At 74.1% G+C, this 21,735-nt stretch carries 18 protein-coding genes and 1 pseudogene; 8 read left to right on the forward strand and 11 right to left on the reverse strand.

Annotated features, from left to right (window positions below):
* Nucleotides 1-49 precede the first annotated feature (49 nt).
* Both MTR79_RS19820 and MTR79_RS19825 read right to left on the reverse strand, forming a co-directional pair.
* Nucleotides 50-958, reverse strand: a complete 909-nt coding sequence (locus MTR79_RS19820) for a universal stress protein (protein WP_086700319.1) — start codon at nucleotides 956-958, stop codon at nucleotides 50-52.
* 111 nt (nucleotides 959-1,069) lie between these two features.
* Nucleotides 1,070-1,312 carry a DUF397 domain-containing protein gene (locus MTR79_RS19825; RefSeq protein ID WP_048456556.1) on the reverse strand — a complete coding sequence of 81 codons (243 nt, stop codon included), beginning with the start codon at nucleotides 1,310-1,312 and terminating at the stop codon, nucleotides 1,070-1,072.
* Nucleotides 1,313-1,598: 286 nt separating this feature from the next.
* Between MTR79_RS19825 and paaK the strand changes: the two genes are divergently transcribed.
* The gene (gene paaK / locus MTR79_RS19830) at nucleotides 1,599-2,900 is read left to right on the forward strand and encodes a phenylacetate--CoA ligase PaaK (protein WP_244791574.1); all 1,302 of its coding nucleotides are present in this window, start codon (nucleotides 1,599-1,601) and stop codon (nucleotides 2,898-2,900) included.
* Between the two features lie 35 nt (nucleotides 2,901-2,935).
* On the opposite strand, the pseudogene MTR79_RS19835 reads toward paaK, so the two are convergent.
* A pseudogene (locus tag MTR79_RS19835) lies at nucleotides 2,936-3,028 on the reverse strand (TetR/AcrR family transcriptional regulator); the annotation flags it as partial.
* Between the two features lie 230 nt (nucleotides 3,029-3,258).
* Between MTR79_RS19835 and MTR79_RS19840 the strand changes: the two are divergent.
* Nucleotides 3,259-5,034, forward strand: a complete 1,776-nt coding sequence (locus tag MTR79_RS19840) for a serine hydrolase domain-containing protein (RefSeq protein WP_244791576.1) — start codon at nucleotides 3,259-3,261, stop codon at nucleotides 5,032-5,034.
* Nucleotides 5,035-5,454: 420 nt separating this feature from the next.
* Here MTR79_RS19840 and MTR79_RS19845 read toward each other — a convergent pair whose 3' ends face one another.
* The 3 genes from MTR79_RS19845 to MTR79_RS19855 all read right to left on the reverse strand — a co-directional run bounded on the left by MTR79_RS19845 (nucleotide 5,455) and on the right by MTR79_RS19855 (nucleotide 9,770).
* Nucleotides 5,455-7,059, reverse strand: coding sequence for an NAD(P)/FAD-dependent oxidoreductase (locus tag MTR79_RS19845; RefSeq protein ID WP_280518393.1), 1,605 nt, complete (start codon nucleotides 7,057-7,059; stop codon nucleotides 5,455-5,457).
* 41 nt (nucleotides 7,060-7,100) lie between these two features.
* A complete protein-coding gene (locus tag MTR79_RS19850) occupies nucleotides 7,101-9,281 on the reverse strand; it encodes a serine/threonine-protein kinase (RefSeq protein ID WP_244791580.1) in 2,181 nt (726 codons plus the stop codon).
* A gap of 117 nt (nucleotides 9,282-9,398) precedes the next feature.
* Nucleotides 9,399-9,770, reverse strand: a complete 372-nt coding sequence (locus MTR79_RS19855; protein ID WP_086705487.1) for a ferredoxin — start codon at nucleotides 9,768-9,770, stop codon at nucleotides 9,399-9,401.
* 146 nt (nucleotides 9,771-9,916) lie between these two features.
* On the opposite strand from MTR79_RS19855, the gene MTR79_RS19860 reads away from it, so the two are divergent.
* Nucleotides 9,917-10,279, forward strand: a complete 363-nt coding sequence (locus tag MTR79_RS19860) for a DUF6479 family protein (RefSeq protein ID WP_233229376.1) — start codon at nucleotides 9,917-9,919, stop codon at nucleotides 10,277-10,279.
* Nucleotides 10,280-10,462: 183 nt separating this feature from the next.
* Here MTR79_RS19860 and MTR79_RS19865 read toward each other — a convergent pair whose 3' ends face one another.
* Nucleotides 10,463-10,981: an NUDIX domain-containing protein gene (locus MTR79_RS19865; RefSeq protein WP_244791582.1), complete on the reverse strand. Its 519-nt coding sequence runs from the start codon at nucleotides 10,979-10,981 to the stop codon at nucleotides 10,463-10,465.
* 143 nt (nucleotides 10,982-11,124) lie between these two features.
* Between MTR79_RS19865 and MTR79_RS19870 the strand changes: the two genes are divergently transcribed.
* The 5 genes from MTR79_RS19870 (at nucleotide 11,125) to MTR79_RS19890 (ending at nucleotide 15,273) form a co-directional block, all read left to right on the forward strand.
* A complete protein-coding gene (locus MTR79_RS19870; protein ID WP_048456550.1) occupies nucleotides 11,125-11,631 on the forward strand; it encodes a SigE family RNA polymerase sigma factor in 507 nt (168 codons plus the stop codon).
* 11 nt (nucleotides 11,632-11,642) lie between these two features.
* Nucleotides 11,643-12,128 (forward strand): cellulase, encoded by a 486-nt coding sequence (locus tag MTR79_RS19875; RefSeq protein ID WP_244791584.1) that lies wholly within the window; start codon nucleotides 11,643-11,645, stop codon nucleotides 12,126-12,128.
* Nucleotides 12,129-12,281: 153 nt separating this feature from the next.
* Nucleotides 12,282-13,532, forward strand: coding sequence for a glycosyltransferase (locus MTR79_RS19880; protein WP_244791586.1), 1,251 nt, complete (start codon nucleotides 12,282-12,284; stop codon nucleotides 13,530-13,532).
* Nucleotides 13,529-14,800 carry a glycosyltransferase family 39 protein gene (locus tag MTR79_RS19885; RefSeq protein ID WP_244791588.1) on the forward strand — a complete coding sequence of 424 codons (1,272 nt, stop codon included), beginning with the start codon at nucleotides 13,529-13,531 and terminating at the stop codon, nucleotides 14,798-14,800. The genes MTR79_RS19880 and MTR79_RS19885 overlap by 4 nt, the downstream gene beginning before the upstream one ends.
* 179 nt (nucleotides 14,801-14,979) lie before the next feature.
* On the forward strand, nucleotides 14,980-15,273 hold the full coding sequence (locus MTR79_RS19890) for a hypothetical protein (RefSeq protein ID WP_307815292.1): 294 nt from the start codon (nucleotides 14,980-14,982) through the stop codon (nucleotides 15,271-15,273).
* Between the two features lie 77 nt (nucleotides 15,274-15,350).
* Here MTR79_RS19890 and MTR79_RS19895 read toward each other — a convergent pair whose 3' ends face one another.
* From MTR79_RS19895 to MTR79_RS19910, 4 genes are all read right to left on the reverse strand, one after another.
* Nucleotides 15,351-16,376 (reverse strand): hemolysin family protein, encoded by a 1,026-nt coding sequence (locus tag MTR79_RS19895; protein WP_086704199.1) that lies wholly within the window; start codon nucleotides 16,374-16,376, stop codon nucleotides 15,351-15,353.
* Nucleotides 16,373-17,707 (reverse strand): hemolysin family protein, encoded by a 1,335-nt coding sequence (locus tag MTR79_RS19900; protein ID WP_048456544.1) that lies wholly within the window; start codon nucleotides 17,705-17,707, stop codon nucleotides 16,373-16,375. Before MTR79_RS19900 ends, MTR79_RS19895 begins: the two co-directional genes overlap by 4 nt.
* Before the next feature lie 211 nt (nucleotides 17,708-17,918).
* Nucleotides 17,919-20,342 carry a phosphoketolase family protein gene (locus tag MTR79_RS19905; RefSeq protein WP_244791590.1) on the reverse strand — a complete coding sequence of 808 codons (2,424 nt, stop codon included), beginning with the start codon at nucleotides 20,340-20,342 and terminating at the stop codon, nucleotides 17,919-17,921.
* Between the two features lie 280 nt (nucleotides 20,343-20,622).
* Nucleotides 20,623-21,483 carry a universal stress protein gene (locus MTR79_RS19910; RefSeq protein ID WP_086704195.1) on the reverse strand — a complete coding sequence of 287 codons (861 nt, stop codon included), beginning with the start codon at nucleotides 21,481-21,483 and terminating at the stop codon, nucleotides 20,623-20,625.
* Nucleotides 21,484-21,735 lie beyond the last annotated feature (252 nt).

Below are 21,735 nucleotides of genomic sequence, written 5' to 3' on the forward strand. Positions count from 1 at the left end.
ACGGGAGCCGAGTGACCTCCTCCGCCCGCCCGGTCCGACGGCTTTCCTCTCACTCCTCGGCGGGTGCGGGCGGGACGACCGCGACCGGACTGTGCGCGTGCAGCAGGACCGCCTGGGTGACCGAGCCCATCATCCGGGCCGGAGCGAACAGCCTGCGGCGGTGGCGGCCCACCACGACCAGTGAGGCGTCCCGGGACTCGCCGACCAGGTGACCGGCCGCGTCCCCGGGGACCACGACGGCCTCGACGGCGACCTCCGGGTGCCGCTCCCGGCAGGGGGCGAGCAGGCCCTCCGCGAGGACACGCGTCTCGTGCTCCACGGCCTCCTGGTCGACCTGCGCGGGCACCACCTCGCCGGGCAGCAGCATCGTCTGCAGCGGCCACGGGTAGGCGGTGACGACCCGCAGGCCGGTGCGGCGCAGGGCGGCCTCCGTGAAGGCGAAGTCCAGCGTCGCCGTGTCGGGGCCGTCGGCGCTCGTCCCGACGACCACGGGGCCGTCCCGGTGCACCGGCGCCTCCTCCGGCTCCTCGCCGCCGCGCCCCGGCCGGGGCACCACGACCACCGGGCATCCGGCGTCCCTGGCGGCGGCCAGGGAGTTCGAGCCGAGCAGCAGGCTGGTGAAGCCTCCGCGGCCCCGCGAGCCCAGTACCACCAGCCGCGCCTCGGTGCCGGCCTCGGGCAGCAGCGCGCTCGGCACGCCCTCGGTGACGACGTACTCGACGGACGGGGTGCCGCCCAGTTCGTCCACCCGGGCGCGGGCCTGCGCGAGCACCGGGTCCTCGTCCGCGCCGGGAGGCCCGGTGTCCTGTGATTCCTGCCGGGTACGGAGCGGATCCGCGCGGACGTGCAGGACGCGCAGGGTGGCCCTGTGCCGCCGGGCGGCGTCCAGGGCCCACTCCAGGGCACGCAGTCCGTCCGTTGATCCGTCCACCGCGGCGACCACCGGCTGGTCGTCCATGTGCCTCGCCTCCGGATTACGGCATCGGGTCCACGCCGTCCCTCGCGGTCCGGCGCGGCTCTCTGCTGGTCACGTGTCCGGAAATGCGCGCGGCACACGTCGCCGGGCGGGTCAGGTCAGGTCGAAGTCGCCCTCCCGCGCGCCCGACACGAAGGCGCCCCACTCCGCGGGGGTGAAGATCAGGGAGGGGCTCTCCGGCCGGCCGCTGTTGCGCATGGCGATGAAGCCCTCCACGAAGGCGATCTGGACATCGCCCAGACCCTTGCTGCCGGACTGCCACTGTGCGTTGCTGAGGTCCAGCTCGGGCTTGTCCCATCCCGTGAGCGGGCGCCGCTGGGTGGTGCTCTCGGCCACGTCCGTGCTCCTCCCTGTTGCCGTCGGCGGCCAGCCTAGCGAGGGGTTTGTCCTGCGGACAGGCCGCGGGAGGGGGTGCGGACGACGCGCGCGGGGCGGTGGGGGCCGGTCGCGCGGTTCCCCGCGCCCTGAGGGTCTTGCGGTCGCCTCGTCCCTGACACCAACCCGTCGGGAAAAGTGCAGGCCCGGCTCTTGCACCGGAGGGTGGTCGGCTGCGTTACTGGGGCCCGATGCAAACGACCGAATGATCGGTCGTCCGGAATGGGATAGTGAAGGGAAGGTCCTGATGACTCAGGCGGCGGACCTGCTGGACCCGGCGGAGCGGCTCGACCTCGACGGGCTGCGGGCCCTCCAGCTGGAGCGGCTGCGGCACTCCTTGCGGCACGCGTACGAGAACGTGCCGTTCTACCGGGAGTCCTTCGACAAGGCGGGCGTCCACCCGGACGACTGCCGTTCGCTGTCCGACCTGTCCCGCTTCCCCTTCACCACCAAGGCGGACCTGCGGGCGAACTACCCGTACGGGATGTTCGCCGTCCCTCAGGAGCGGATCCGCCGGCTGCACGCCTCCAGCGGCACCACCGGGCGCCCCACGGTCGTGGGCTACACGGAGAACGACCTGTCCATGTGGGCCGACATGGTCGCGCGATCGCTGCGCGCGGCGGGCGGCAGGCCCGGCGACATCGCGCACATCGCCTACGGGTATGGCCTGTTCACGGGCGGGCTGGGCGCGCACTACGGCGCCGAGCGGCTCGGCTGCACGGTGATCCCGGCGTCCGGCGGGATGACGTCACGCCAGGTCACGCTGATCCAGGACCTCAATCCGTCGATCATCCTGGTGACCCCGTCCTACATGCTCACCCTGCTCGACGAGTTCGAGCGGCAAGGCGTCGACCCGCGCTCCACGTCGCTGCGGGTGGGCGTCTTCGGCGCCGAGCCGTGGACCCAGGACATGCGGCGGGAGATCGAGGAGCGGTTCGCGATCGACGCGGTGGACATCTACGGGCTGTCCGAGGTGATAGGCCCGGGCGTCGCCCAGGAGTGCGTGGAGACCAAGGACGGGCTGCACATCTGGGAGGACCACTTCTTCCCGGAGGTCGTCGACCCGATCACCGGCGAGGTGCTGCCCGAGGGCGAGCAGGGCGAGCTGGTGTTCACCTCGCTCACCAAGGAGGCCATGCCGATCGTCCGCTACCGGACGCGGGACCTGACCCGGTTGCTGCCGGGCACGGCACGGGTGTTCCGGCGCATGGAGAAGGTGACCGGGCGCAGCGACGACATGGTGATCCTTCGGGGGGTGAACCTCTTCCCCACGCAGATCGAGGAGATCGTGCTGCGCACCCCGGGCGTGGCGCCGCACTTCCAGCTGCGGCTGACGACGAGCGGCCGTATGGACGCGCTGACCGTGCGTGCGGAGGCCCGTCCGGACGCGGACGCGGCGACCCGCGAGGCGGCGGCCCGGTCGATCGTGCAGGCGGTGAAGGACGGCATCGGCGTCTCGGTCGAGGCGGAGATCGTCGACCCCGAGTCGCTGGAGCGGTCGGTGGGCAAGATCAGGCGCATCGTGGATCTGCGGGAGCGGCGGGGCTGAGCCCGCACCCGCCGAGTCCTCACCTGGAGGCGGGGTCACCGCCCGTCGGTCACGATCCGCTCGACCGCGGCCGTCACCAGCCGGTCCCGTTCCTCGGGCGTGAACACGTCCGGCCGGGTGAGCTGTTCTTCACCCCGCCGCATCTCGGTGCGCCGCACCATCGCGACCCCTCCCCTGCACCGACGGACCGCTGTGGCCAGAGCACTGCGATCGGAGCGCATGCTCGGGCGGGGCCTCGTGCGCCTCTGTCCACAGCCATTGACATCCGGCACCCCTGACAGGAAAGTTTCATCCGGCGCGGTGATCCCCGGAAGTTACTTTCAAAGAGCTCGGGGACCGGACTCGGGAGGGTGGACGGATGACGGACGCGAGAGGGATGAGCAGGCGTCAAGTCGGGTTGGGGGCGCTGGCGCTGGGGGGCGGGCTGGCGTTCGCGTCGCTGCCCGCGGATCCGGCCGCCGCGGCCGCCTCGTCCGGCGGGGACGGCCGCCCCGCGCTGCGGCACGGGTCGGCGCGGGAGGCCGGGCTGCTGCCCGGGCCGCTGAAGCAACTCGTCACCGACGCCGAGGCGTTCCTCCAGCCGTCACCGCAACACCCCTGGTACTCGGGGGCCGTTCTGCTCGCCGGCCGCGGAGGCACGGTGGCGCTGCACAAGCCCATCGGCATGGCTGTGCGCTACCAGGCCTACGACGAGGAGACGGACACCGGCGTCGAGTTCCCGCCGGACCAGCGGATCCCGATGGCCGAGGACACCGTCTTCGACCTGGCGTCGGTGTCGAAGCTGTTCACCTCGGTCCTCGCCGTGCAGCAGATCGAGCGGGGCCGCATCGAGCTGGAGGCGCCGGTCGCCTCGTACCTGCCGGACTTCGGCCGGGCCGGGAAGCAGGACGTGACGATACGCCAGCTGCTGACGCACACGTCCGGCTTCCGGGCCTGGATCCCGCTGTACGAGGCGGCGACGTACGAGGAGAAGGTGCAGCGTGTCTACGACGAGGCGCTCGCGAGCCCGCCGGGGACCGCGTACCTGTACTCCGACCTGAACCTGATCTCGCTCCAGCTGGTGCTGGAGCATGTCACCGGGCGGCGGCTGGACGTGCTGCTCCGCGAGGAGATCACCGAGCCGCTCGGCATGCGCCGGACCCGCTACAACCCTCCGGCGTCCTGGAAGCCGAGGATCGCGGCCACCGAGGACGCCCGCCGGCCGTGGTCCGGGCTGGACCGGGGGCTGGTGTGGGGAGAGGTGCACGACGAGAACGCGTACAGCCTCGGCGGGGTCGCGGGCCACGCGGGCGTGTTCTCCGACGCGTGGGACCTGGCGATCCTCGCGCGGACGCTGCTCGACGGCGGTGTGTGCGGGAGGAAGCGGATCCTGCGGCCGGAGTCGGTGGAGCTGATGTTCACCGACTTCAACACCGCGTTCCCGGGCGACGAGCACGGACTGGGCTTCGAGCTCTACCAGCACTGGTACATGGGCGCGATGGCCACCCCGCGCACGGCCGGGCACACCGGTTTCACCGGCACCGCGCTGGTGCTCGACCCGAGCACCGACTCGTTCCTCGTCGTCCTCGGCAACTCGGTCCACCCGGTGCGCAGTTGGCGGTCCGGTTCGGCGCCCCGGGTGGCCGCCGCCAACCAGCTGGCCCGCGCGGTGCCGGTCCGCCCGGCCCGGGGGCGCACGGCGTGGTTCTCGGGGATGGCGGGCGCGGCCACGGCGACCCTCGCCCTGCCGGCGCTGGACACCTCGTCCGGAGCGGCCCGGCTGAGCTGCGCGCTGTGGTGGGACACCGAGCCGGAGGCCGACGTCCTGGTACTCGAGTCCTCCGCGGACGGCGGGACGACCTGGAAGCCCGTGCCGTTCACCACGCGGCGGCGCGGCGGCTCCGCCGAGCGGCACCCGACGGGCACGGTCACCGGCTGGTCGGGCCGCGTCTGGCACGACCTGAGCGCGGACCTGCCGGTCGCTCCCGCCGTGGTCGTGCGCTGGCGGTACACCACGGACCGGCTGTACGTGGGGCGCGGCGCCTACGTCGACGGGCTGCGCGTCGAGCGGGACCGCCGCCGTCTCTTCGACGAGTCCCGCCCCGCCGACGCGGCGCGGCTCCGCGCGGAGGGCTGGAGCCGGGAAACCGACTGAGCTCGCCGCCCGACCGGCCGGGGCGTGACCCACGGGTCCGCCCCGAACGCCCCGGACGCCCGGGACGCCCGGGACGCCCGGGTCCGACCATCCCTCGGCGGACACCACCCGGCCCGGAACGGAGAACCGGATCCGGGAAGGACGCCTGGACGGGCCCCCGGCCGGCAGGGGCATCACCCGCGAAACCGTCCCGCACCCCTGCCTGACATGCTCGGCGGACCACCGGCACGGCGACCGCGCCCCTCCGGCACCACCCGGCCCGGAGCCGGGACGGCGGTCGATCCGGCGGTCCGGCCCGTCCGCCGCGACACCCTGATCGTCCCCTGGCGGTACTGCACGGACGCACCGCCCACGTGGCGGGCACGGCACCCCCTCCGACGCCACCGGCTCACGGGAGAACGGCTGAGGCCCGCCGGGGCGTCAGGCCTGGCCGGACTCCAGGACGGCCATCGCCGCGTTGTGGCCCGGCACCCCGCTGACCCCGCCGCCGCGCACCGCTCCGGCGCCGCAGAGCAGCACGTTGACGTGGGGCGTCTCCACGCCCCAGCGGCCGGTGCCGTCCTGGGCGTGGGGCCAGGACAGGTCGCGGTGGAAGATGTTGCCGCCGGGCAGCCCCAGATCGCGTTCCAGGTCGAGGGGCGACTTGGCCTCGATGCAGGGGCGGCCGTCGGCGTCCGTGGCGAGGCAGTCGGCGATCGGCTCGGCCAGATGGGCGTCCAGCTGGGCGATCGTCGCCTTCAGCAGCTCCTCGCGCACCGCGTCGTTGTCCCGCTCGAACAGCCGCGCGGGCGTGTGCAGTCCGAACAGGGTGAGGGTCTGGTAGCCCTGTGCCGCGAGCTCGGGCCCGAGGATCGACGGGTCGGTGAGCGAGTGGCAGTAGATCTCCGACGGCGGTGCGTCGGGCAGCCGGCCCGCGTCGGCCTGGGCGTGCGCGGTGGCCAGCTGCTGGTAGCCCTCGGCGATGTGGAAGGTGCCGGCGAACGCCTCACGCGGGTCGACGGAGCTGTCGCGCAGCCGCGGCAGCCTCGTGAGCAGCATGTTCACCTTGAGCTGGGCGCCCTCGGCGTGCGGCGGGGGCGTGTCGCCGGTGAGCCGTGCCAGCTCCTCCGGGGAGGCGTTGACGAGGACGTGGCCCGCGGTGACGACCCCCTCGCCGTCGGCCGTGCGGTGGGTGACCTCGGCGGTGCGGCCGTCGGTCTCGATGCGTACGGCCTCGTGGCCGGTGGCGATGACGGCGCCGGCCTTGCGGGCGGCGTCGGCGAGCGCGTCGGTGACCGCGCCCATGCCGCCGACCGGGACGTCCCAGGCGCCGGTGCCGCCGCCGATGACGTGGTAGAGGAAGCAGCGGTTCTGCTTCAGGGACGGGTCGTGGGCGTCGGCGAAGGTGCCGATGAGCGCGTCGGTGAGGACGACGCCGCGCACCAGGTCGTCGGAGAAGCGGTCCTCGACGGCGACGCCCAGCGGCTCCTCGAAGAAGATCCGCCAGGCCTCCTCGTCCTCCACCGTGCGGCGCAGCTCCCCGCGGGTGGGAAGCGGCTCGGTGAGCGTCGGGAACACCCGGCGGGCGACCCGGCCGGTCAGCTCGTAGAAGCTCTGCCAGGCCCGGTACTCGCGGTCGGAGCCGGTGAGACGGACGAAGGCCTCGCGGGTGCGTTCCTCGCCGCCGCCGACGAGGAGGCCGGTGGGCCGGCCGTCGCGCTCGGTGGGTGTGTACGAGGAGATGGTGCGGGCGCCGAGCCGGACGTCGAGCCCCAGGTCGGTGAGGATCTTCCGGGGCAGCAGGCTGACCAGGTACGAGTACCGGGACAGGCGTGCGTCGACGCCGGCGAAGGGGCGCGTGGAGATCGCGGCGCCGCCGGTGTGGTCCAGCCGCTCCAGCACCAGTACGGAGCGCCCGGCACGGGCGAGATAGGCGGCGGCGGTGAGGCCGTTGTGGCCTCCCCCGACGATGACGACGTCGTACGTCCGGGACTCCTGAGCTGCGGTCATGCCTCTTCGTAACACGTGATGATCGTCCGCGGCCAGAGGTGACCGCGGGTGAGAGGGCTGGACCGCGGCGAACCGGACTACGCGCCTCCGGCCAGGCCGTGCCCCCGCGGCGACGCCAGCCGCCCGTACAGGTCCGCCGCTTCCTTGAGATGGCCGACACGCTCCAGGCAGTGCGCCTCGTCCTCGCGGGCGGCGAGCGTGTCGGGGTGGTCCGCGCCGAGGATCCGCTCCCGGGCGTCGGCCACCCTCCGGTACTCGGTGAGCGCGTGCGCCCAGTCGCCCAGCCAGCCCAGCGCGACGGCGACCTCCCTGCGGCTGACCAGGGTGTCGGGGTGCTCGGCGCCGAGCACCCGTTCGCGCAGGGCGGCCACCTCGCGGGACTCGGCGAGGGCGTCCGTCCACCGGCCCAGCCGGCCGAGGGCGACGCCGACGCCGTGCCGGGCGCGCAGCGTCCCGGGGTGGTGGGGGCCGTTCACCCGGGTGCGGTCGACGACCAGGCGGCGGTACACGTCCAAGGCCTGCCCGACGCGGCCGAGGCGGCCGAGGCCGACGCCCACCTCGTGCCGGGCGGCGAGGGTGTCGGCGTGGTCCGGGCCGAGGACGCGGGTGCGGACCACGGCCACGTCGCGGTAGGTCTCCAGGGCCTCCTTCCAACGGCCCAGGCGGCCGAGGACGTAGGCGACCTCGCAGCGGGTGACGAGGGTGTCGGGGTGGTCGGGGCCGAGCACCCGGGCGCGTGCCTCGGCCACCTCGCACGCCATGGTGTGGGCGTCGTCCAGGCGGCCGAGTCTGCTGAGGTTGAAGGCGAGGTTGTGGCGGCAGCGCAGGGCGTCGGGGTGGTCGGGGCCCATGGTCCGCTCGCGGGCCTCCAGCACCGACAGGTACACGCGGTGGGCATCGGCCGGGCGGCCCAGCTGGGCGAGGACGTACCCCATCTCCTGGCGCGCGGCGAGGGTGTCGGGGTGGTCGGGTCCGAGGACGCGGATCCGGGCCTCGGCGACGTTCTTGTAGGCGCGCAGGGCGTCGGCGGGCCGGCCGGTGCGGCTGAGGGTGAACGCCACCTCGTAGCGGCCTGCGAGGGTGTCCGGGTGGTCCGGACCGAGGAGGCGTTCACGTTCGGCGGCGACCTCCCCGTGCAGTTCACCGGCCTCCTCCCAGCGGCCGAGGCGGCCGAGGCGGAGGGCGGCGTGGTGGCGCTCGGCGAGGGCGGTGAGCGCGGTCGCCGAGGGGGTGGGCCGGGGGTCGCCGGTGGAGGCGGGCGGCGCGGCTCCGGCGGTGCGGACGGCGTTCCCTCCGCGCGTCCAGGACGGCAGCCGCTCGGGGCGTCCCGCCGCGCCGGCGGTGCGTCCGGTGGAAGGGCCGCCCGCGGGACCGGGGAGCGCCGGACGTCCGGCCGTGCCGGGCGCGGAGCGCAACTCCTTGATGCGTGCGCCGAGTTCGAGCGCGCTGTCCGGCCGGTCGTCCGGGTCCTTGGCCAGCAGGTCGAGGATGACGCGGTCCAGCCGCTCGGGCAGCTCCGCGCGGTGGCGGCGCGGCGGCCGGGGCGGGGTGTCGCGGTGGCCGACGAGGACCGCCCAGGCGTCGTCCAGGTCGAACGGCGGCGCCCCGGTGGCGATCTCGTAGAGCACGCATCCGAAGGAGTACAGGTCGCTGCGCCGGTCGACCTCCTCCCCGGCGATCTGCTCCGGCGACATGTAGTGCGGGGTGCCCATGGCAACGCCGGTGCCGGTGAGCCGGGAGGTGAAGCCGATGTCGTGCCCGAGGCGGGCGATGCCGAAGTCGCAGATCTTCACCGTGCCGTCGTCGAGCCGCACGATGTTGGCGGGTTTCAGGTCGCGGTGCACGACGCCCTGGTCGTGGGTGTAGGCGAGGGCTGCGGCGACCTGCGCCGCCACCTCCACCACCTCGTCGACGGGCAGCGGATGGTGCTTGTTGTCCTCGAGGAGCCGGCTGAGGTCACGGCCCTGGAGCAGCTCCATCACCAGGTAGAGCACGCCGTCCGACTCGCCGAAGTCGTGCACCACGGTGATCCCGCGGTGCTGGAGCGAGGCCGCCACCCGCGCCTCGCGGCGGAACCGCTCGCGCAGCACCCGCCCGAACGACGGGTCGCGCTGCGGGCCGAGCGGGTCGAGGCACTTCACCGCGACCTGCCGGCCGAGCGACTCGTCCCGCGCCCGCCAGACCTCCCCCATGCCGCCGCGTCCGACGCGGTCCAGCAGCCGGTACCGGCCGCCGATCAGCCGTGTGTCGTCCCCCATGTCCTACGCCGCCCCCGTCGTAGTCCGTCCGACCTCCCCCGGTCCCGTCCAGTATGGCGACAACTCGCCCGAGTTTGTACGGGGCCGGGGGCGGCGGGGACGGGGCGGAGCGGTGGGTCAGTTGAGGGTGTCGAGGAATGCGGTGCAGGCCCGGGCGCAGGCGCGGCAGGCCTCCGCCGTGCGTTCGGCGCCGGGGTGTCCGTCGAAGACCTGGGCGCTCTCCAGGCACACCTGGCGGCACCACTCGACCTGCATCCGGATGGTGGCCTCGTCGGCCTGGTTCTGCTCGGACAGCACCCGGCAGGTCGCGTCGCAGACCTCCGCGCACATGATGCCCTTGCGTCGTACGAGTTCCTGGTTCTCGGCGCCGTCGGGGTCCACGAGGCCGGCCCGGGTCGCGCAGGCCCGGGCACACTCGGTGCAGGCCTGGGCGCAGGCGAACCGGTCCTCCAGGAACCGGAACAGCTCCTCCTGCGATGTCGTCGTCACACCGCGCGGGTTGCCGCCGTACGGTGCGTCAAACCCGGTCCGCACCGTCGCCGCAAGGGTTCCGCGGCGTCCAGCGGGCGGGTCCGTCGGGGGCGGGCTGGTTCGGGGCGAGGTCCCGGGGTACCCGGGAGGACATGATGAACGCTATGGAGACAGCCGACCTGGCGGCGGGACGCGGTGCCCTCGGCGTCGGACTGGTGGTGGCGGGGATCGTGGTCCTGGCCCTGCTGATCGGCATGTTCCTGCTCGGCAGCCGCAAGGTACGCGACAACGACTCCCGGCGGCCCCGGCCCGACGAGCAGCCCCGGATGCCCGAGGGCGGCCCGGTCCGCGAGGTGCAGGAGCACCGGGAGCCGGAGGCGATGCCCCGGACCGACGAGCGGCTGACCCCGCACGAGCTGAAGGGCACCGGCAACGCCGGCACCCGCACCGGCGCCGCCGAGGGCCGCCCCCGCTGGGACGAGGGCGGCAGCGGCGGCTTCGGCAGCGGCGGGCCCGGCGCCCACTGACCCTCGAACGGCCCCGGCGTCCGCCGGGGCCGTTCTCGTGTCACGGGGCCCGCCGTGCCGCATGAGGCCGCCGTGTCACAGAAGGCCGTCCTGTCCCGGGGCGGTCGTCGTGTCATGCCGGACGGTTCGGCCCGGACGACCAGCACCGTACGGCTCAGCCCCGGACGACCAGCATCGTACGGCTCAGCCCCGGACGACCGGTCGGTTCGGGACGAAGCCGAGGTCGACCGGAGTCGCCGGAGCCCCCGACCTCCGCACCTCGGCCAGCAGTTCCGGCAGCTGCGGCGGCCACAACGGCTCGTGCCCGGCCGCCAGGTCGGCCGGCGACCACCACCGCCACCGCCACCGCCACCGCCACCGCTCGATCTTGTCCTCCGCATGCGCGGCCGTGAGGTCCCCGGCCGGCTCCCGGTGTGGGGCGTACGCGAGGTAGATGTGCTCATGCTGACGGACGGGCACGCCGACCCGGGTGAAGTCGTGCTCCCACAGACACAGCACGCCGTCCTCGATCACGAGGTCGCTCCACCCGGTCTCCTCCCGCACCTCCCGCCCGGCGGCCTCCAGCGGTGACTCGCCCGGCTCCATGCCGCCGCCGGGCATCGCCCGGTGCACGCCGACCTCGGGGTTGTCGTAGCGGAACAGGAAGACGGCTCCCGCGGGGTCCAGTACCGCGACGCGTGCTGCTCTTCCGGGTGTGCGCATCGGATCGGCCTGACAGTGCCTCCGGGCACCGTCAGGCGCGTTTCCGGACGTGAGGCGGGTCACAGCACTTTGCTGCATCGTTTCCCCCTTCCCAGTGCCTTCTTCCAGGTGCAAGGGCTTGTACGGACACGGGGCGGTAAGGGATGCAGCGGTTTCGGGCCGACGGCTTCGACGAGTTCGTGGCCGCCCGCTGGTCGGCGCTGCTGCATGTCGCGCGTCTGCTCACCGGCGGCGACCGCCAGCGGGCCGAGGACCTGGTGCAGGAGTCCCTGGTGAAGCTGTGGTTCGCCTGGCCGAAGGTCGCCGAGCAGGCGCCGGAGGCGTACGTCCGTCAGGTGCTGGTGCGGCTGGCCGCCCGCTCGGCCCGCCGGCGCTGGTGGGGTGAGCGCCCGGTGGGTGAACTTCCCGACCGGCCAGGACCGGGCGACGTGTCCGCGGCCGTCGCCGAGCGCTCGCGCCTCGAGGCGGCGCTGGCCCTGCTGACGCCCCGCCAGCGGGCGGCCGTGGTGCTGCGGTACTACGAGGACCTGCCCGAGGGCCAGGTGGCGCAGGCCCTCGGCTGTCCCGTGGGCACGGCCCGCTCCCACGCGTCCCGCGGTGTGGCGCGGCTGCGGGAGATCCTGTCCGACTCCGCCCGGCCCGTGAAGTGAGGGGAGCAGCGATGGACGACTTCGAGCGTGAGCTGACACGGATGATGCGCGAGGGCCGGGCGCACACCCCCTTCGACCCGGGCCGCCGCGCGCGCCTGTACGACGGCATCCGTGCCCGGCGCCGGACGCGGGTGCTGGTGCGGGCGGGCGGTTCCGCCCTCGCCGTGGCCGGGCTGAGCGTCGGCCTGGCGTTCCTGCCGCACCTCGGGTCCGGGCCCGCGCCGGCCGACCTGCCGCTGCCCGCGACCGGGTCGACCGCTCCCCCGCGCTCCGGCGGCCCCACCGGGACGGCGTCCGCCACGGCGGATCCGAGCACCTCGCTGCCGCCGCCCGACAGCACGGAGTCCGGCACGCCGGGCGGCTCCACGACGACCGGACCACCCATGACGGACCCCGGCTCGACGACCTCCGGATCCGTGTCCCCGGGGACGACGGAGGCCGGAACCTCCACACCCGACGTGAACGGCACCCCGACCTACCCGCCGCCGAGCGGGTGACTCCCCGGAGGCGGCCGTGGACCCGCCTCCGCGTCCCTCTGCCTCCCGCACCCCGGACCACCCTACGGGTGCACTTGGCATGCCCATACCAAAGTGTCGGCCGACCCCGCTTCCACCCCTCGACCCCAGGCGTACGCCGGAAAAGGACCCGTCATGAGAACCGCCCGGCGGCCCGCACCGCCCCTCGATCCCGGGCTCCCCCACCCCGAGCCCGTCCTGGAGGTGGTCGTGCCCGTGCACAACGAGGAGCACGATCTCGAACCCTGCGTCCGGCGGCTCCACGCGCACCTCGCGGAGACCTTCCCGTACCCGTTCCGGATCACGGTCGCCGACAACGCCAGCACCGACCGGACCCCGTGGATCGCCGCCCGTCTGGCCGGTGAGCTTCCCGGAACCCAGTGGGTGCGGCTGGAGGAGAAGGGACGCGGACGCGCCCTGCAAACCGCCTGGTCCCGCTCCCCCGCCCCCGTGCTGGCCTATCTCGACGTGGATCTGTCCACCGACCTCGCGGCTCTGCTGCCGCTGGTCGCCCCGCTGATCTCAGGCCACTCGGACCTCGCGATCGGCACGCGTCTCGCCCGGGGCTCCCGGGTGGTGCGCGGGCCGAAGCGGGAGATCATCTCCCGCTGCTACAACGGGCTGCTGCGCGGCACGCTCTCCGTCGGGTTCACCGACGCGCAGTGCGGGTTCAAGGCGGTCCGGCGGGAGGTGGCCGAGCGGCTGCTGCCGCTGGTGGAGGACCGCGAGTGGTTCTTCGACACGGAGCTGCTGGTGCTCGCCGAGCGGGCCGGGCTGCGCATCCACGAGGTGCCGGTGGACTGGGTGGACGACCCCGACAGCAGGGTGGACCTGCTCTCCACGGCGCTCGCCGATCTGCGCGGCATGGCCCGGCTGGGGCGGGCGCTGGCGGGCGGACGGCTGCCGCTGGCCGCGCTGGGCAGCGCCGGGACGACGGCCGGATCCGCCGCGGCCCCTCCGCCCGGCCGGTTCGCCCAGATGCTCCGCTTCGCCGCCGTGGGCGCCGTCAGCACACTGCTGCACCTCACGCTGTACGTCCTGCTGCGGCCGGCCGCCGGGGCCCAGGCGGGCAACGCGCTCGCCCTGCTCCTGTGCACCGTCCTCAACACCGCGGCCAACCGGCGCTTCACCTTCGGCGTGCGCGGACGCGCGGGGCTGCCCGCGCACCACCTCGGCGGGCTGGTGGCCCTGCTGGCCGGCCTCGCCGTCACCGGCGCCGCGCTGGCCGTCCTCCACCACGCCGTCCCCGGAGCCGGCCCCGGGGCGGAGCTGCCGGTGCTGGTCGCGGCGAACCTCGCCGCCGCCCTGCTCCGCTTCCACCTGCTGCGCGCCTGGGTCCTCCCCGGCCGCCGCTCCCGCCGTACGACAGGGACCTCCGCCTCATGACCGGCACCACGACGACCCGCCGTCCCGGACCGGCGGCGACCCCCTCCCCCGCGCCGTCCGAACCCGCGCCCGGCCGCCCGCGCGAGCTGCTGCGCCGTCTCGCGGCCCGCGTCGGGCCCGTCCTCGCCGTGTACGGCGTACTCAAGCTGGCGGGCTTCACCGTCTTCATGCTGTTGCTGGACTCGGCCGGCGACTTCCGGGAGAAGCACCCACGGTTCGGCGGCGGCGCACACCCGTGGGACGTGCTGGGAAGCTGGGACGGCTGGTGGTACCAGCAGATCGCCCTGCACGGCTACGACCCCGCCCTGGAGCCGGTCCCCGGCGCGACCGGGATGATCACGCTGGAGGGCAACTCGGCGGCGTTCTTCCCGCTGTACCCGGCGCTGATGCGGCTGGTCACGGAGGTCACCGGACTCGGCCCGTACGGCGCCGGGATGGCCGTGTCCGTGGTGTGCTCGTTCGTCGCCGCTCTCGGCATCCACGCCGTGACCTCGCGGCTGGGCGGGCGCAGGGCCGGGCTGGTCGCCGTCGGCCTGTGGGCGGTGTGGCCGGGGTCGGGCACGGAGTGGGCGGTGTACTCCGAGTCGCTGTACACGGCGCTGGCCGCCTGGGCGTGCTGGGCCGTGGCGACCCGCCGCTGGGCGGCCGCCGGGGTGCTGGTCTTCGCCGCGGGGCTGACCCGGCCGACAGCGGTCGCCCTGGTCGCGGCACTGGCCGTCGCGGGAGTGGCCGCGGTGGTCCAGCGGCGGGAGGACTGGCGGCAGCCGCTGGCCGCCGTGATGATCGCCCCGCTCGGCGTGGCCGGCTACCTGGCCTGGGTGGGGTACCGGATGGGCGACTGGGGCGGCTACACCAAGCTCCAGGAGGGCGCCTGGGGCCACACGTTCGACTGGGGCCGGCACAGCCTCGACGTGCTGACCTCCGTGCCGGTGGGCCACTTCGACTACCTCTTCGCCATGCCGATGGAGGACACGATCGGCGTCGGGGTGGTGCTGACGGTGCCGGTGCTGACCGTGCTGCTGATACGGCTGAGGCCGCCGTCCGTGCTGGTCGTGTACACGGTGCTGTCGTACCTGACGGTGATGGGCACGCAGCAGTACTTCGGCAACGTCTCGCGCTATCTGCTGCCGCTGTTCCCGCTGTTCGTGCCGCTCGCCCTGGCCATGCGGCGGCTGAGCGGGCCCGTGCTGGCCGCCGTGCTGGGCACGGCGGCGGTGGCGTCGGGGTCGTACGCGGGGTACGTGCTGTTCGAGCTGGGCGTGCCGTAGACCGGGGCGGGGCGGATCCCAGGACCGCCGGGTGGGCGGCGGCCCCGCGCAGTACGCTGGGCACAGCCGGCCACCGGGAGCTTTCCATGTGGGGACGCAGGAAGCACGCACGCCGATCTGTCGCCTCCGTACAGGAGTTGTGCGATCTGTGCGGGAGGACGTTCCCTCCCGAGGAGGCGGTGTGCGGTCATGTGGCCGACTCCTCGGCCGTGCTCCCCGACGACCCGCTGCACGACGGGCTGCGCCGCGTCACCGCGTGCTGCGAGACCCACCTGGAGATGGTCCGCGCCGCCTACCGGCAGCGGCCCTTCGTCCAGGAGGAGCTCTGGGCGGGCAAGATCGGCCGCGTCCTGACGTCCGGCCGCCCGGTCCTCACGATGACGGAGCTGGCCTGCCGTACGGGCCTGGACGAGCCCGACATCCGCCGCGCGATCGCCTGGCACAACGAGCGGCGGCGGCGCCTGGACGGGTGACGGCCCGCGACACATGACCGCGGCCCCGGCCGGACAGGTGTCCGGCCGGGGCCGCGGGGTGTCGTCGGGACCAGGGGTCAGGCCGGGGCGGGAGCCGCCGGGCCGACCAGTTCCGTCAGGACGTCCTCCATCGTCACGAAGCCGATGACCTTGCCGTTCTCGCCGACGGCCGCGGCGAGGTGGCTGCCCTCCGCGCGGAGCGCGGTGAGCGTGTCGTCGAGCGGGGTGTCGATGCGGACCCGGGTGACCTTGTGCAGCGCGGTGCGCGGGAACGGGCGGTCCCGTTCGGTCACGCCGAGGGTGTCCTTGATGTGCAGGTAGCCCAGGAGCGCGCCGTCGGGGCCGGTGACCGGGAAGCGGGACAGGCCCGCCCCGGCGGCCACGCGCTCCAGCCGCGCCGGGGTGACCGTGTGGTCGACGGCGTGCATCTTCCCGGCCGGGACGAGGATCTCGCCGACCGGGCGGGTGCCCAGCTCCAGCGCGTCCCGCAGCCGCTCCCCGTCCGCCGGGGTGAGCAGTCCGGCCTCGCTGGAGTCGACGACCATCCGGGCGAGCTGGTCGTCGGTGAACACCGACTCCACCTCGTCCTTCGGCTCGACCCGCAGCAGCCGCAGCAGGACGTTGGCGAAGGCGTTGATGCCGAACACGAAGGGCCGCAGCGCCCGGGTCAGCCACACCAGCGGCGGGCCCAGCAGCAGCGCGCTGGGCACGGGCGCGGCGAGGGCGATGTTCTTCGGCACCATCTCGCCGATCAGCATGTGCAGATATGTGGCGAGGGTCAGGGCGATCACGAACGCGATCGGGTGGACCAGCGCGTCCGGGACGTTGACCGCCTCGAACGGCGGCTCCAGCAGATGCGCGATGGCCGGTTCGGCGACCGCGCCGAGCACCAGCGACGACACCGTGATGCCGAGCTGGGCGGTGGCCATCATCGCGGACAGGTGCTCCAGCGCCCACAGCGTCATCCTGGCGCGCTTCTCGCCCGCGAGGGCGCGCGGCTCGATCTGGCTGCGGCGCACCGAGATCAGGGCGAACTCGGCGCCCACGAAGAACGCGTTGGTGAGCAGGGTGAGGACGCCGATGGCGAGCTGCAGGACGGTCATCGGGCTTCCTCCAGGACCTCGGCCCGTACGGGGGCCGGGGCGGTGACGCGTATGCGGTCGGCGCGGTGGTGCTCGACCGCGAGCACGTCGAGCCGCCAGCCGTCCACGTCCACCGAGTCGCCCGCCACGGGGATCCGGGCCAGGCGGGTGGCGATCAGTCCGGCGACCGTCTCGTACGGGCCGTCCGGGGCGGTGAGGCCCAGGGCGGTGAGCCGGTCGAGCCGGAGGCCGCCGTCGGCCTCCCACACCTCGCGGCCGTCGTCGGCGGGGGGTGCGGGCGCCAGTTCGGGCACCTCGACCGGGTCGTGCTCGTCACGGACCTCGCCGACGACCTCCTCGACGATGTCCTCCACGGTGGCGACGCCCGCCGTGCCGCCGTACTCGTCGATGACGACGGCCATGGCGCGGTGGGCGCGCATGCGCTCCAGCAGCCGGTCGGCGGGGAGGCTGTCGGGGACCAGCAACGGCGGCGTGGTCAGCTCGGTGACGGGCGTGGCGGCGCGCCGCTCCGGCTCCAGGGCGAGCACGTCCCGGATGTGGACGGTGCCGACGACCTCGTCGAGGCTGTCGCGGTACACCGGGAAACGGGACAGGCCGGTGGCGTGGCTGAGCGTCGCGGCGTCGGCGGCGGTGGCGTGCACCTCCAGGGCGCGGACGTCGACGCGCGGTGTCATCACGTTCTCGGCGGTCAGCTCGCTCAGGTGCAGCGTGCGCACGAACAGCTCCGCCGAGTCCGCCTCCAGCGCGCCCTCGGCGGCGGAGTGCCGGGCGAGGGCGCTCAGCTCCTCGGCGGTGCGGGCGGACGCCAGTTCCTCCGCCGGCTCCAGGCCGATGCGGCGCACGAAGCGGTTGGCGGTGCCGTTGAGGTGGTTGATGAACGGGCCGAACGCGGCCGTGAAGGCGCGCTGCGGCCCGGCGACGACCTTGGCGACCGCGACGGGACGCGAGATGGCCCAGTTCTTCGGGACCAGCTCGCCGACGACCATCAGCACCACCGTGGACAGAGCCACGCCGAGCAGGGTCGCCACGGTCGGGGCGGCGGAGCCGAGGCCGGCCGCCCGCAGCGGGCCGCGCAGCAACGCGGCGAGGGACGGCTCGGCGAGCATGCCGATCACCAGGGAGGTGACGGTGATGCCGAGCTGGGCGCCTGACAGCTGGACCGTCAGGCGGCGTACGGCGGCCAGCGCACCGGCCGCGCCGCGCTCACCCGCGCCGGCGGCGCGCTCGAGTTCGGCGCGCTCGACGGTGGTGAGGGAGAACTCGGCCGCGACGAAAACCCCGCAGGCCAGCGTCAGCAGCAGGGCGAGCAGGAGCAGCAGGATCTCGGTCACCGTGCCACCCCCGCTCCCTGACCGGCCGCATGACGCGGACTGCGGGTGGTGGCACGGCTACTACTGGGAGGATCACCCATCGGGGGACCGTCGCTCCTTTTCGAACAGTACGAAGTTGTGTGGAAGCAGAATGGACTGCTTCCACGCCAACTGTAAAGGACCCGCAAAACATCCCGCTCGCGTGTGCCTTTCGACGCGGGGTGCGGCCGGGTCAGCCGTCCCAGGTCCAGTCGGCGACCTCGGGCAGGTCGGTGCCGTGTTCGCGGATCCAGTCGTGGTGGCGCAGGCGGACGTCCTCCATCCGCTGCCGTACCGCGGCGGCTCGTACCGCGAGCCCCGGGACGCGGTCGATGACGTCCATCACCAGCCGGTAGCGGTCCAGGTCGTTGCGGACCACCATGTCGAACGGCGTGGTCGTGGTGCCGATCTCCTTGTAGCCGCGCACGTGCAGGTGAGGGTGCCCGGTGCGGCGGTAGGCGAGCCGGTGGATCAGCCACGGGTAGCCGTGGTAGGCGAAGATCACCGGCTTGTCCGCGGTGAACAGGCCGTCGTACTCGAAGTCGGACATGCCGTGCGGGTGCTCCGCACGGGGCAGCAGACGGGCGATGTCGACGACGTTGACGACCCGCACGGCCAGCTCGGGCAGGTGTCGGCGCAACAGCTGCGCGGCCGCCATGACCTCCTGGGTGGGGACGTCACCCGCGCAGGCCAGCACCACGTCGGGTTCGCGGTCGCCGGTCTCGGTGCCCGCCCAGTCCCAGATGCCGGCGCCGCGCGCGCAGTGCGCCCGCGCGTCCTCCATGGACAGCCAGTCGAAGCAGGGCTGCTTGCCGGCCACGATCACGTTGACGTAGTCGCGGCTGCGCAGGCAGTGGTCGGCCACCGACAGCAGGGTGTTGGCGTCCGGCGGCAGGTAGACCCGTACGGCCTCCTGGCTCTTGTTGAGGATGTGGTCGACGAAGCCGGGGTCCTGGTGGGAGAAGCCGTTGTGGTCCTGGCGCCAGACGTGCGAGGTCAGCAGGTAGTTCAGGGAGGCGATGGGGGCGCGCCAGGGCAGGCGGCGGGTGACGCGCAGCCACTTGATGTGCTGGTTGACCATCGAGTCGACGATGTGCACGAACGCCTCGTAGCAGGAGAACAGGCCGTGCCGGCCGGTGAGGAGGTAGCCCTCCAGCCAGCCCTGACAGGTGTGTTCGGAGAGGATCTCCATCACCCGGCCGTGCCGGTCGAGGTCCTCGTCCACCTCGTACGTGCCGGCCTGCCACGCCTTGCCGCTCGCCTCGTACACGGCCTGGAGGCGGTTGGAGGCGGTCTCGTCCGGACCGACCAGCCGGAAGTCACGGCGGTCCGCGGTGTCCCGCATGACGTCCCGGAGGAGGTCGCCGAGGACGCGGGTCGGCTCGTGCATCGTCGCGCCCGGCTTGTCGACGGGGACGGCGTGCCGTTCCAGCGGCGGCATCGGCAGCTCGCGCAGCATCAGCCCGCCGTTGGCGTACGGGCTGGAGCCGAGGCGGCGGGCGCCGGCGGGGACGCAGGCCAGGACGTCGGCGTGGGGGCGGCCGTCCTCGTCGAACAGCTCCTGGGGCCGGTACGACCGCAGCCACGCCTCCAGCTGCCGCAGATGGTCGGGGTTGTCGCGGACGCCGGGCAGCGGCACCTGGTGCGAGCGCCAGGTGTTCTCCACGGGCAGCCCGTCGACCTCGGCGGGCCCCGTCCAGCCCTTCGGGGTGCGCAGCACGATCATCGGCCAGCGGGGGCGTTCGGTCGCGCCGTCCTCGCGGGCGGCGCGCTGGATGGCGGCGATGCGGTCGAGGGCGGCGTCCATGGCGCGCGCCATCGACTGGTGCACCGCGGCCGGGTCGTCGCCGATCACGTGCAGGGGGTCGTGACCGTAGCCCCTGAGCAGCGCGTCCAGCTCGTCGTCGGGGATGCGGGCCAGCACGGCGGGGTTGGCGATCTTGTAGCCGTTGAGGTGGAGGATCGGCAGGACGGCGCCGTCGTGGACGGGGTCGAGGAACTTGTTGGAGTGCCAGGAGGTCGCGAGCGGCCCGGTCTCCGCCTCGCCGTCGCCGACGACGCAGGCCACCACCAGGTCCGGGTGGTCCAGGGCGGCGCCGTACGCGTGCGACAGGGAGTAGCCGAGTTCGCCGCCCTCGTGGATGGAGCCGGGCGTCTCGGGGGCGACGTGGCTGGGGACGCCACCGGGGAACGAGAACTGCTTGAACAGCCGCCCCATCCCCGCCGCGTCGCGCGTGATGTCGGGATAGGTCTCGGTGTACGACCCCTCCAGCCAGGACCCGGCGACCACGGCCGGCCCGCCGTGTCCCGGACCCCACACGCACAGGGCGTCCAGGTCACGGGCCCGGATCACCCGGTTGAGGTGGGTGTAGACGAGGTTCAGACCGGGCGAGGTTCCCCAGTGGCCGAGCAGGCGCGGCTTCACGTGGTCCGGGCGCAGCTCCTCGGTGAGCAGGGGGTTCGCCATGAGGTAGATCTGGCCGACGGCCAGGTAGTTCGCGGCGCGCCAGTGCGCGTCCAGCGTCCTCAGCTCGTCGTCACCGAGCGCAGCGAGATGGGGGTTCCCCCGTCCGGAGGCTGGGGGAGGGTCGGAGGCCTGGTGCCTGTCGACGGACATCGTGGTGTCCTTCCACGTCGAGGGTCGGGGTGGGTGCGGGCGCGGTGCGTGGAGGTGCGTACCCTCCTCACCTTCCCCGGGAGAGCGGGGTCCCGACAGGGCCACGTAGGCCATTGAGGGGGCGCGGTGCGACGGGCGGAGGTTCGGGCGAGGCACGGGCGCGGGGGCGTCCTCGGGTGCCGGCTGGGCAAGGTGCCCGCTGGGGCCGGGCACAGGGTCCCGGCAGCCTGCGCGGTGACGGCTGCCGGCTCCGTGGTCAGCGGCCCTTTCCGCTCGGCGGTCAGTCGTGCGCGACGACGGCGACGGGGGCGGTGGCGTGGTGCAGCACCGCGTGGGTGACGGGCCCGATGTGCGCGCCGATCGGGCCGCGGCGGATCCGGCGGCCGACGACGACCAGCGAGGCGTCGCGGGCGGCGTCGACGATCCGGACGGCCGCGCTGCCGGCACGGGACTCCTCTGCGACCTCGACGTCGGGGAACTTCTCCCGCCATGGCCGCAGCACCTCGGTCAGCGCCTCGGACTGCTCCTCGCCCAGTTCGGCGGCGAGTGCCGGGTAGGCGGGCAGGACGTAGGCGTAGTACGGAGGGACGGTCCAGCCGTGCACGGCCTTCAGCACGGCGCCGCGGCGGGCGGCCTCCTCGAAGGCGAAGGCGAGGACCGTGCCGTTCGGCTTCTCCGTGTCGACGCCCACCACCACGGGCCCGGCGGCCTTCGCGGAGGTGGCGGCCCGGACGAGGACGACCGGGGTGGTGGTGTGCGCGATCACCACCATGCCGACGGAGCCGACGAGGAAGCCGCCGATGCCGCTGAGCCCGCGGGAGCCGAGGACGAGCAGGTCGGCGTCCTTCGCCACCTCGGGGAGCACGTCCATGGGTCCGCCGGGGATCTGTTCGGCGACGACCTCCAGTTCCGGGTGGCGCGCCCGCAGCGTCGCGCCGGCCTCGCGCGGGAGGCGCTCGGCGCGCTCCCGGAAGGTGCCGTCGGCCATGAGGTCGGACTCGGCGATGTGCCCGGGGATCGGCTCCCGGACGTTGACCAGCCGCAGCGGCAGCCCGCGCAGCAGCGCCTCTCGGGCGGCCCACTCCGCGGCGGCACGGCTCTCGGACGAGCCGTCGTAGCCCACGGTGACGGTGCGGAGCATGGAATGCACCTCTCGTTCGGGGGCCCTCCACGTCGGGCCCCTCCACAGCCCACGATCCCGTCACGTCTGCCCCCTGCGGCAGAGGCCGCGGGTCCCGCGCTCGCGGGCCGTTGGGCCCTCCGCCCAGGGGCCCGACCGGACCGGGCGCCGCCGCGACGGAAAGGTGCGCGGCGGGGCCGCCTCAGAGGCCCGGTGGGTGCGCGCGGACCGCCGGTTCTTTCGCTGCTCCCCTCCACGCGGGACGCCCCGTGC

It is taken from the genome of Streptomyces sp. BJ20, from assembly GCF_022869105.1.
Taxonomy (GTDB): domain Bacteria; phylum Actinomycetota; class Actinomycetes; order Streptomycetales; family Streptomycetaceae; genus Streptomyces; species Streptomyces griseoincarnatus.

What these genes read in the sequence shown, in the direction of transcription:
- MTR79_RS19840 (WP_244791576.1), top strand. Translation starts at nt 3,259, where the DNA reads ATGACGGACGCGAGAGGGATGAGCAGGCGTCAAGTCGGGTTGGGGGCG.
- MTR79_RS19820 (WP_086700319.1), bottom strand. Translation starts at nt 958, where the DNA reads ATGGACGACCAGCCGGTGGTCGCCGCGGTGGACGGATCAACGGACGGA.
- MTR79_RS19865 (WP_244791582.1), bottom strand. Translation starts at nt 10,981, where the DNA reads ATGCGCACACCCGGAAGAGCAGCACGCGTCGCGGTACTGGACCCCGCG.
- MTR79_RS19875 (WP_244791584.1), top strand. Translation starts at nt 11,643, where the DNA reads ATGGACGACTTCGAGCGTGAGCTGACACGGATGATGCGCGAGGGCCGG.
- paaK (WP_244791574.1), top strand. Translation starts at nt 1,599, where the DNA reads ATGACTCAGGCGGCGGACCTGCTGGACCCGGCGGAGCGGCTCGACCTC.
- MTR79_RS19850 (WP_244791580.1), bottom strand. Translation starts at nt 9,281, where the DNA reads ATGGGGGACGACACACGGCTGATCGGCGGCCGGTACCGGCTGCTGGAC.
- MTR79_RS19905 (WP_244791590.1), bottom strand. Translation starts at nt 20,342, where the DNA reads ATGTCCGTCGACAGGCACCAGGCCTCCGACCCTCCCCCAGCCTCCGGA.
- MTR79_RS19860 (WP_233229376.1), top strand. Translation starts at nt 9,917, where the DNA reads ATGGAGACAGCCGACCTGGCGGCGGGACGCGGTGCCCTCGGCGTCGGA.
- MTR79_RS19880 (WP_244791586.1), top strand. Translation starts at nt 12,282, where the DNA reads ATGAGAACCGCCCGGCGGCCCGCACCGCCCCTCGATCCCGGGCTCCCC.
- MTR79_RS19870 (WP_048456550.1), top strand. Translation starts at nt 11,125, where the DNA reads ATGCAGCGGTTTCGGGCCGACGGCTTCGACGAGTTCGTGGCCGCCCGC.
- MTR79_RS19910 (WP_086704195.1), bottom strand. Translation starts at nt 21,483, where the DNA reads ATGCTCCGCACCGTCACCGTGGGCTACGACGGCTCGTCCGAGAGCCGT.
- MTR79_RS19885 (WP_244791588.1), top strand. Translation starts at nt 13,529, where the DNA reads ATGACCGGCACCACGACGACCCGCCGTCCCGGACCGGCGGCGACCCCC.
- MTR79_RS19895 (WP_086704199.1), bottom strand. Translation starts at nt 16,376, where the DNA reads ATGACCGTCCTGCAGCTCGCCATCGGCGTCCTCACCCTGCTCACCAAC.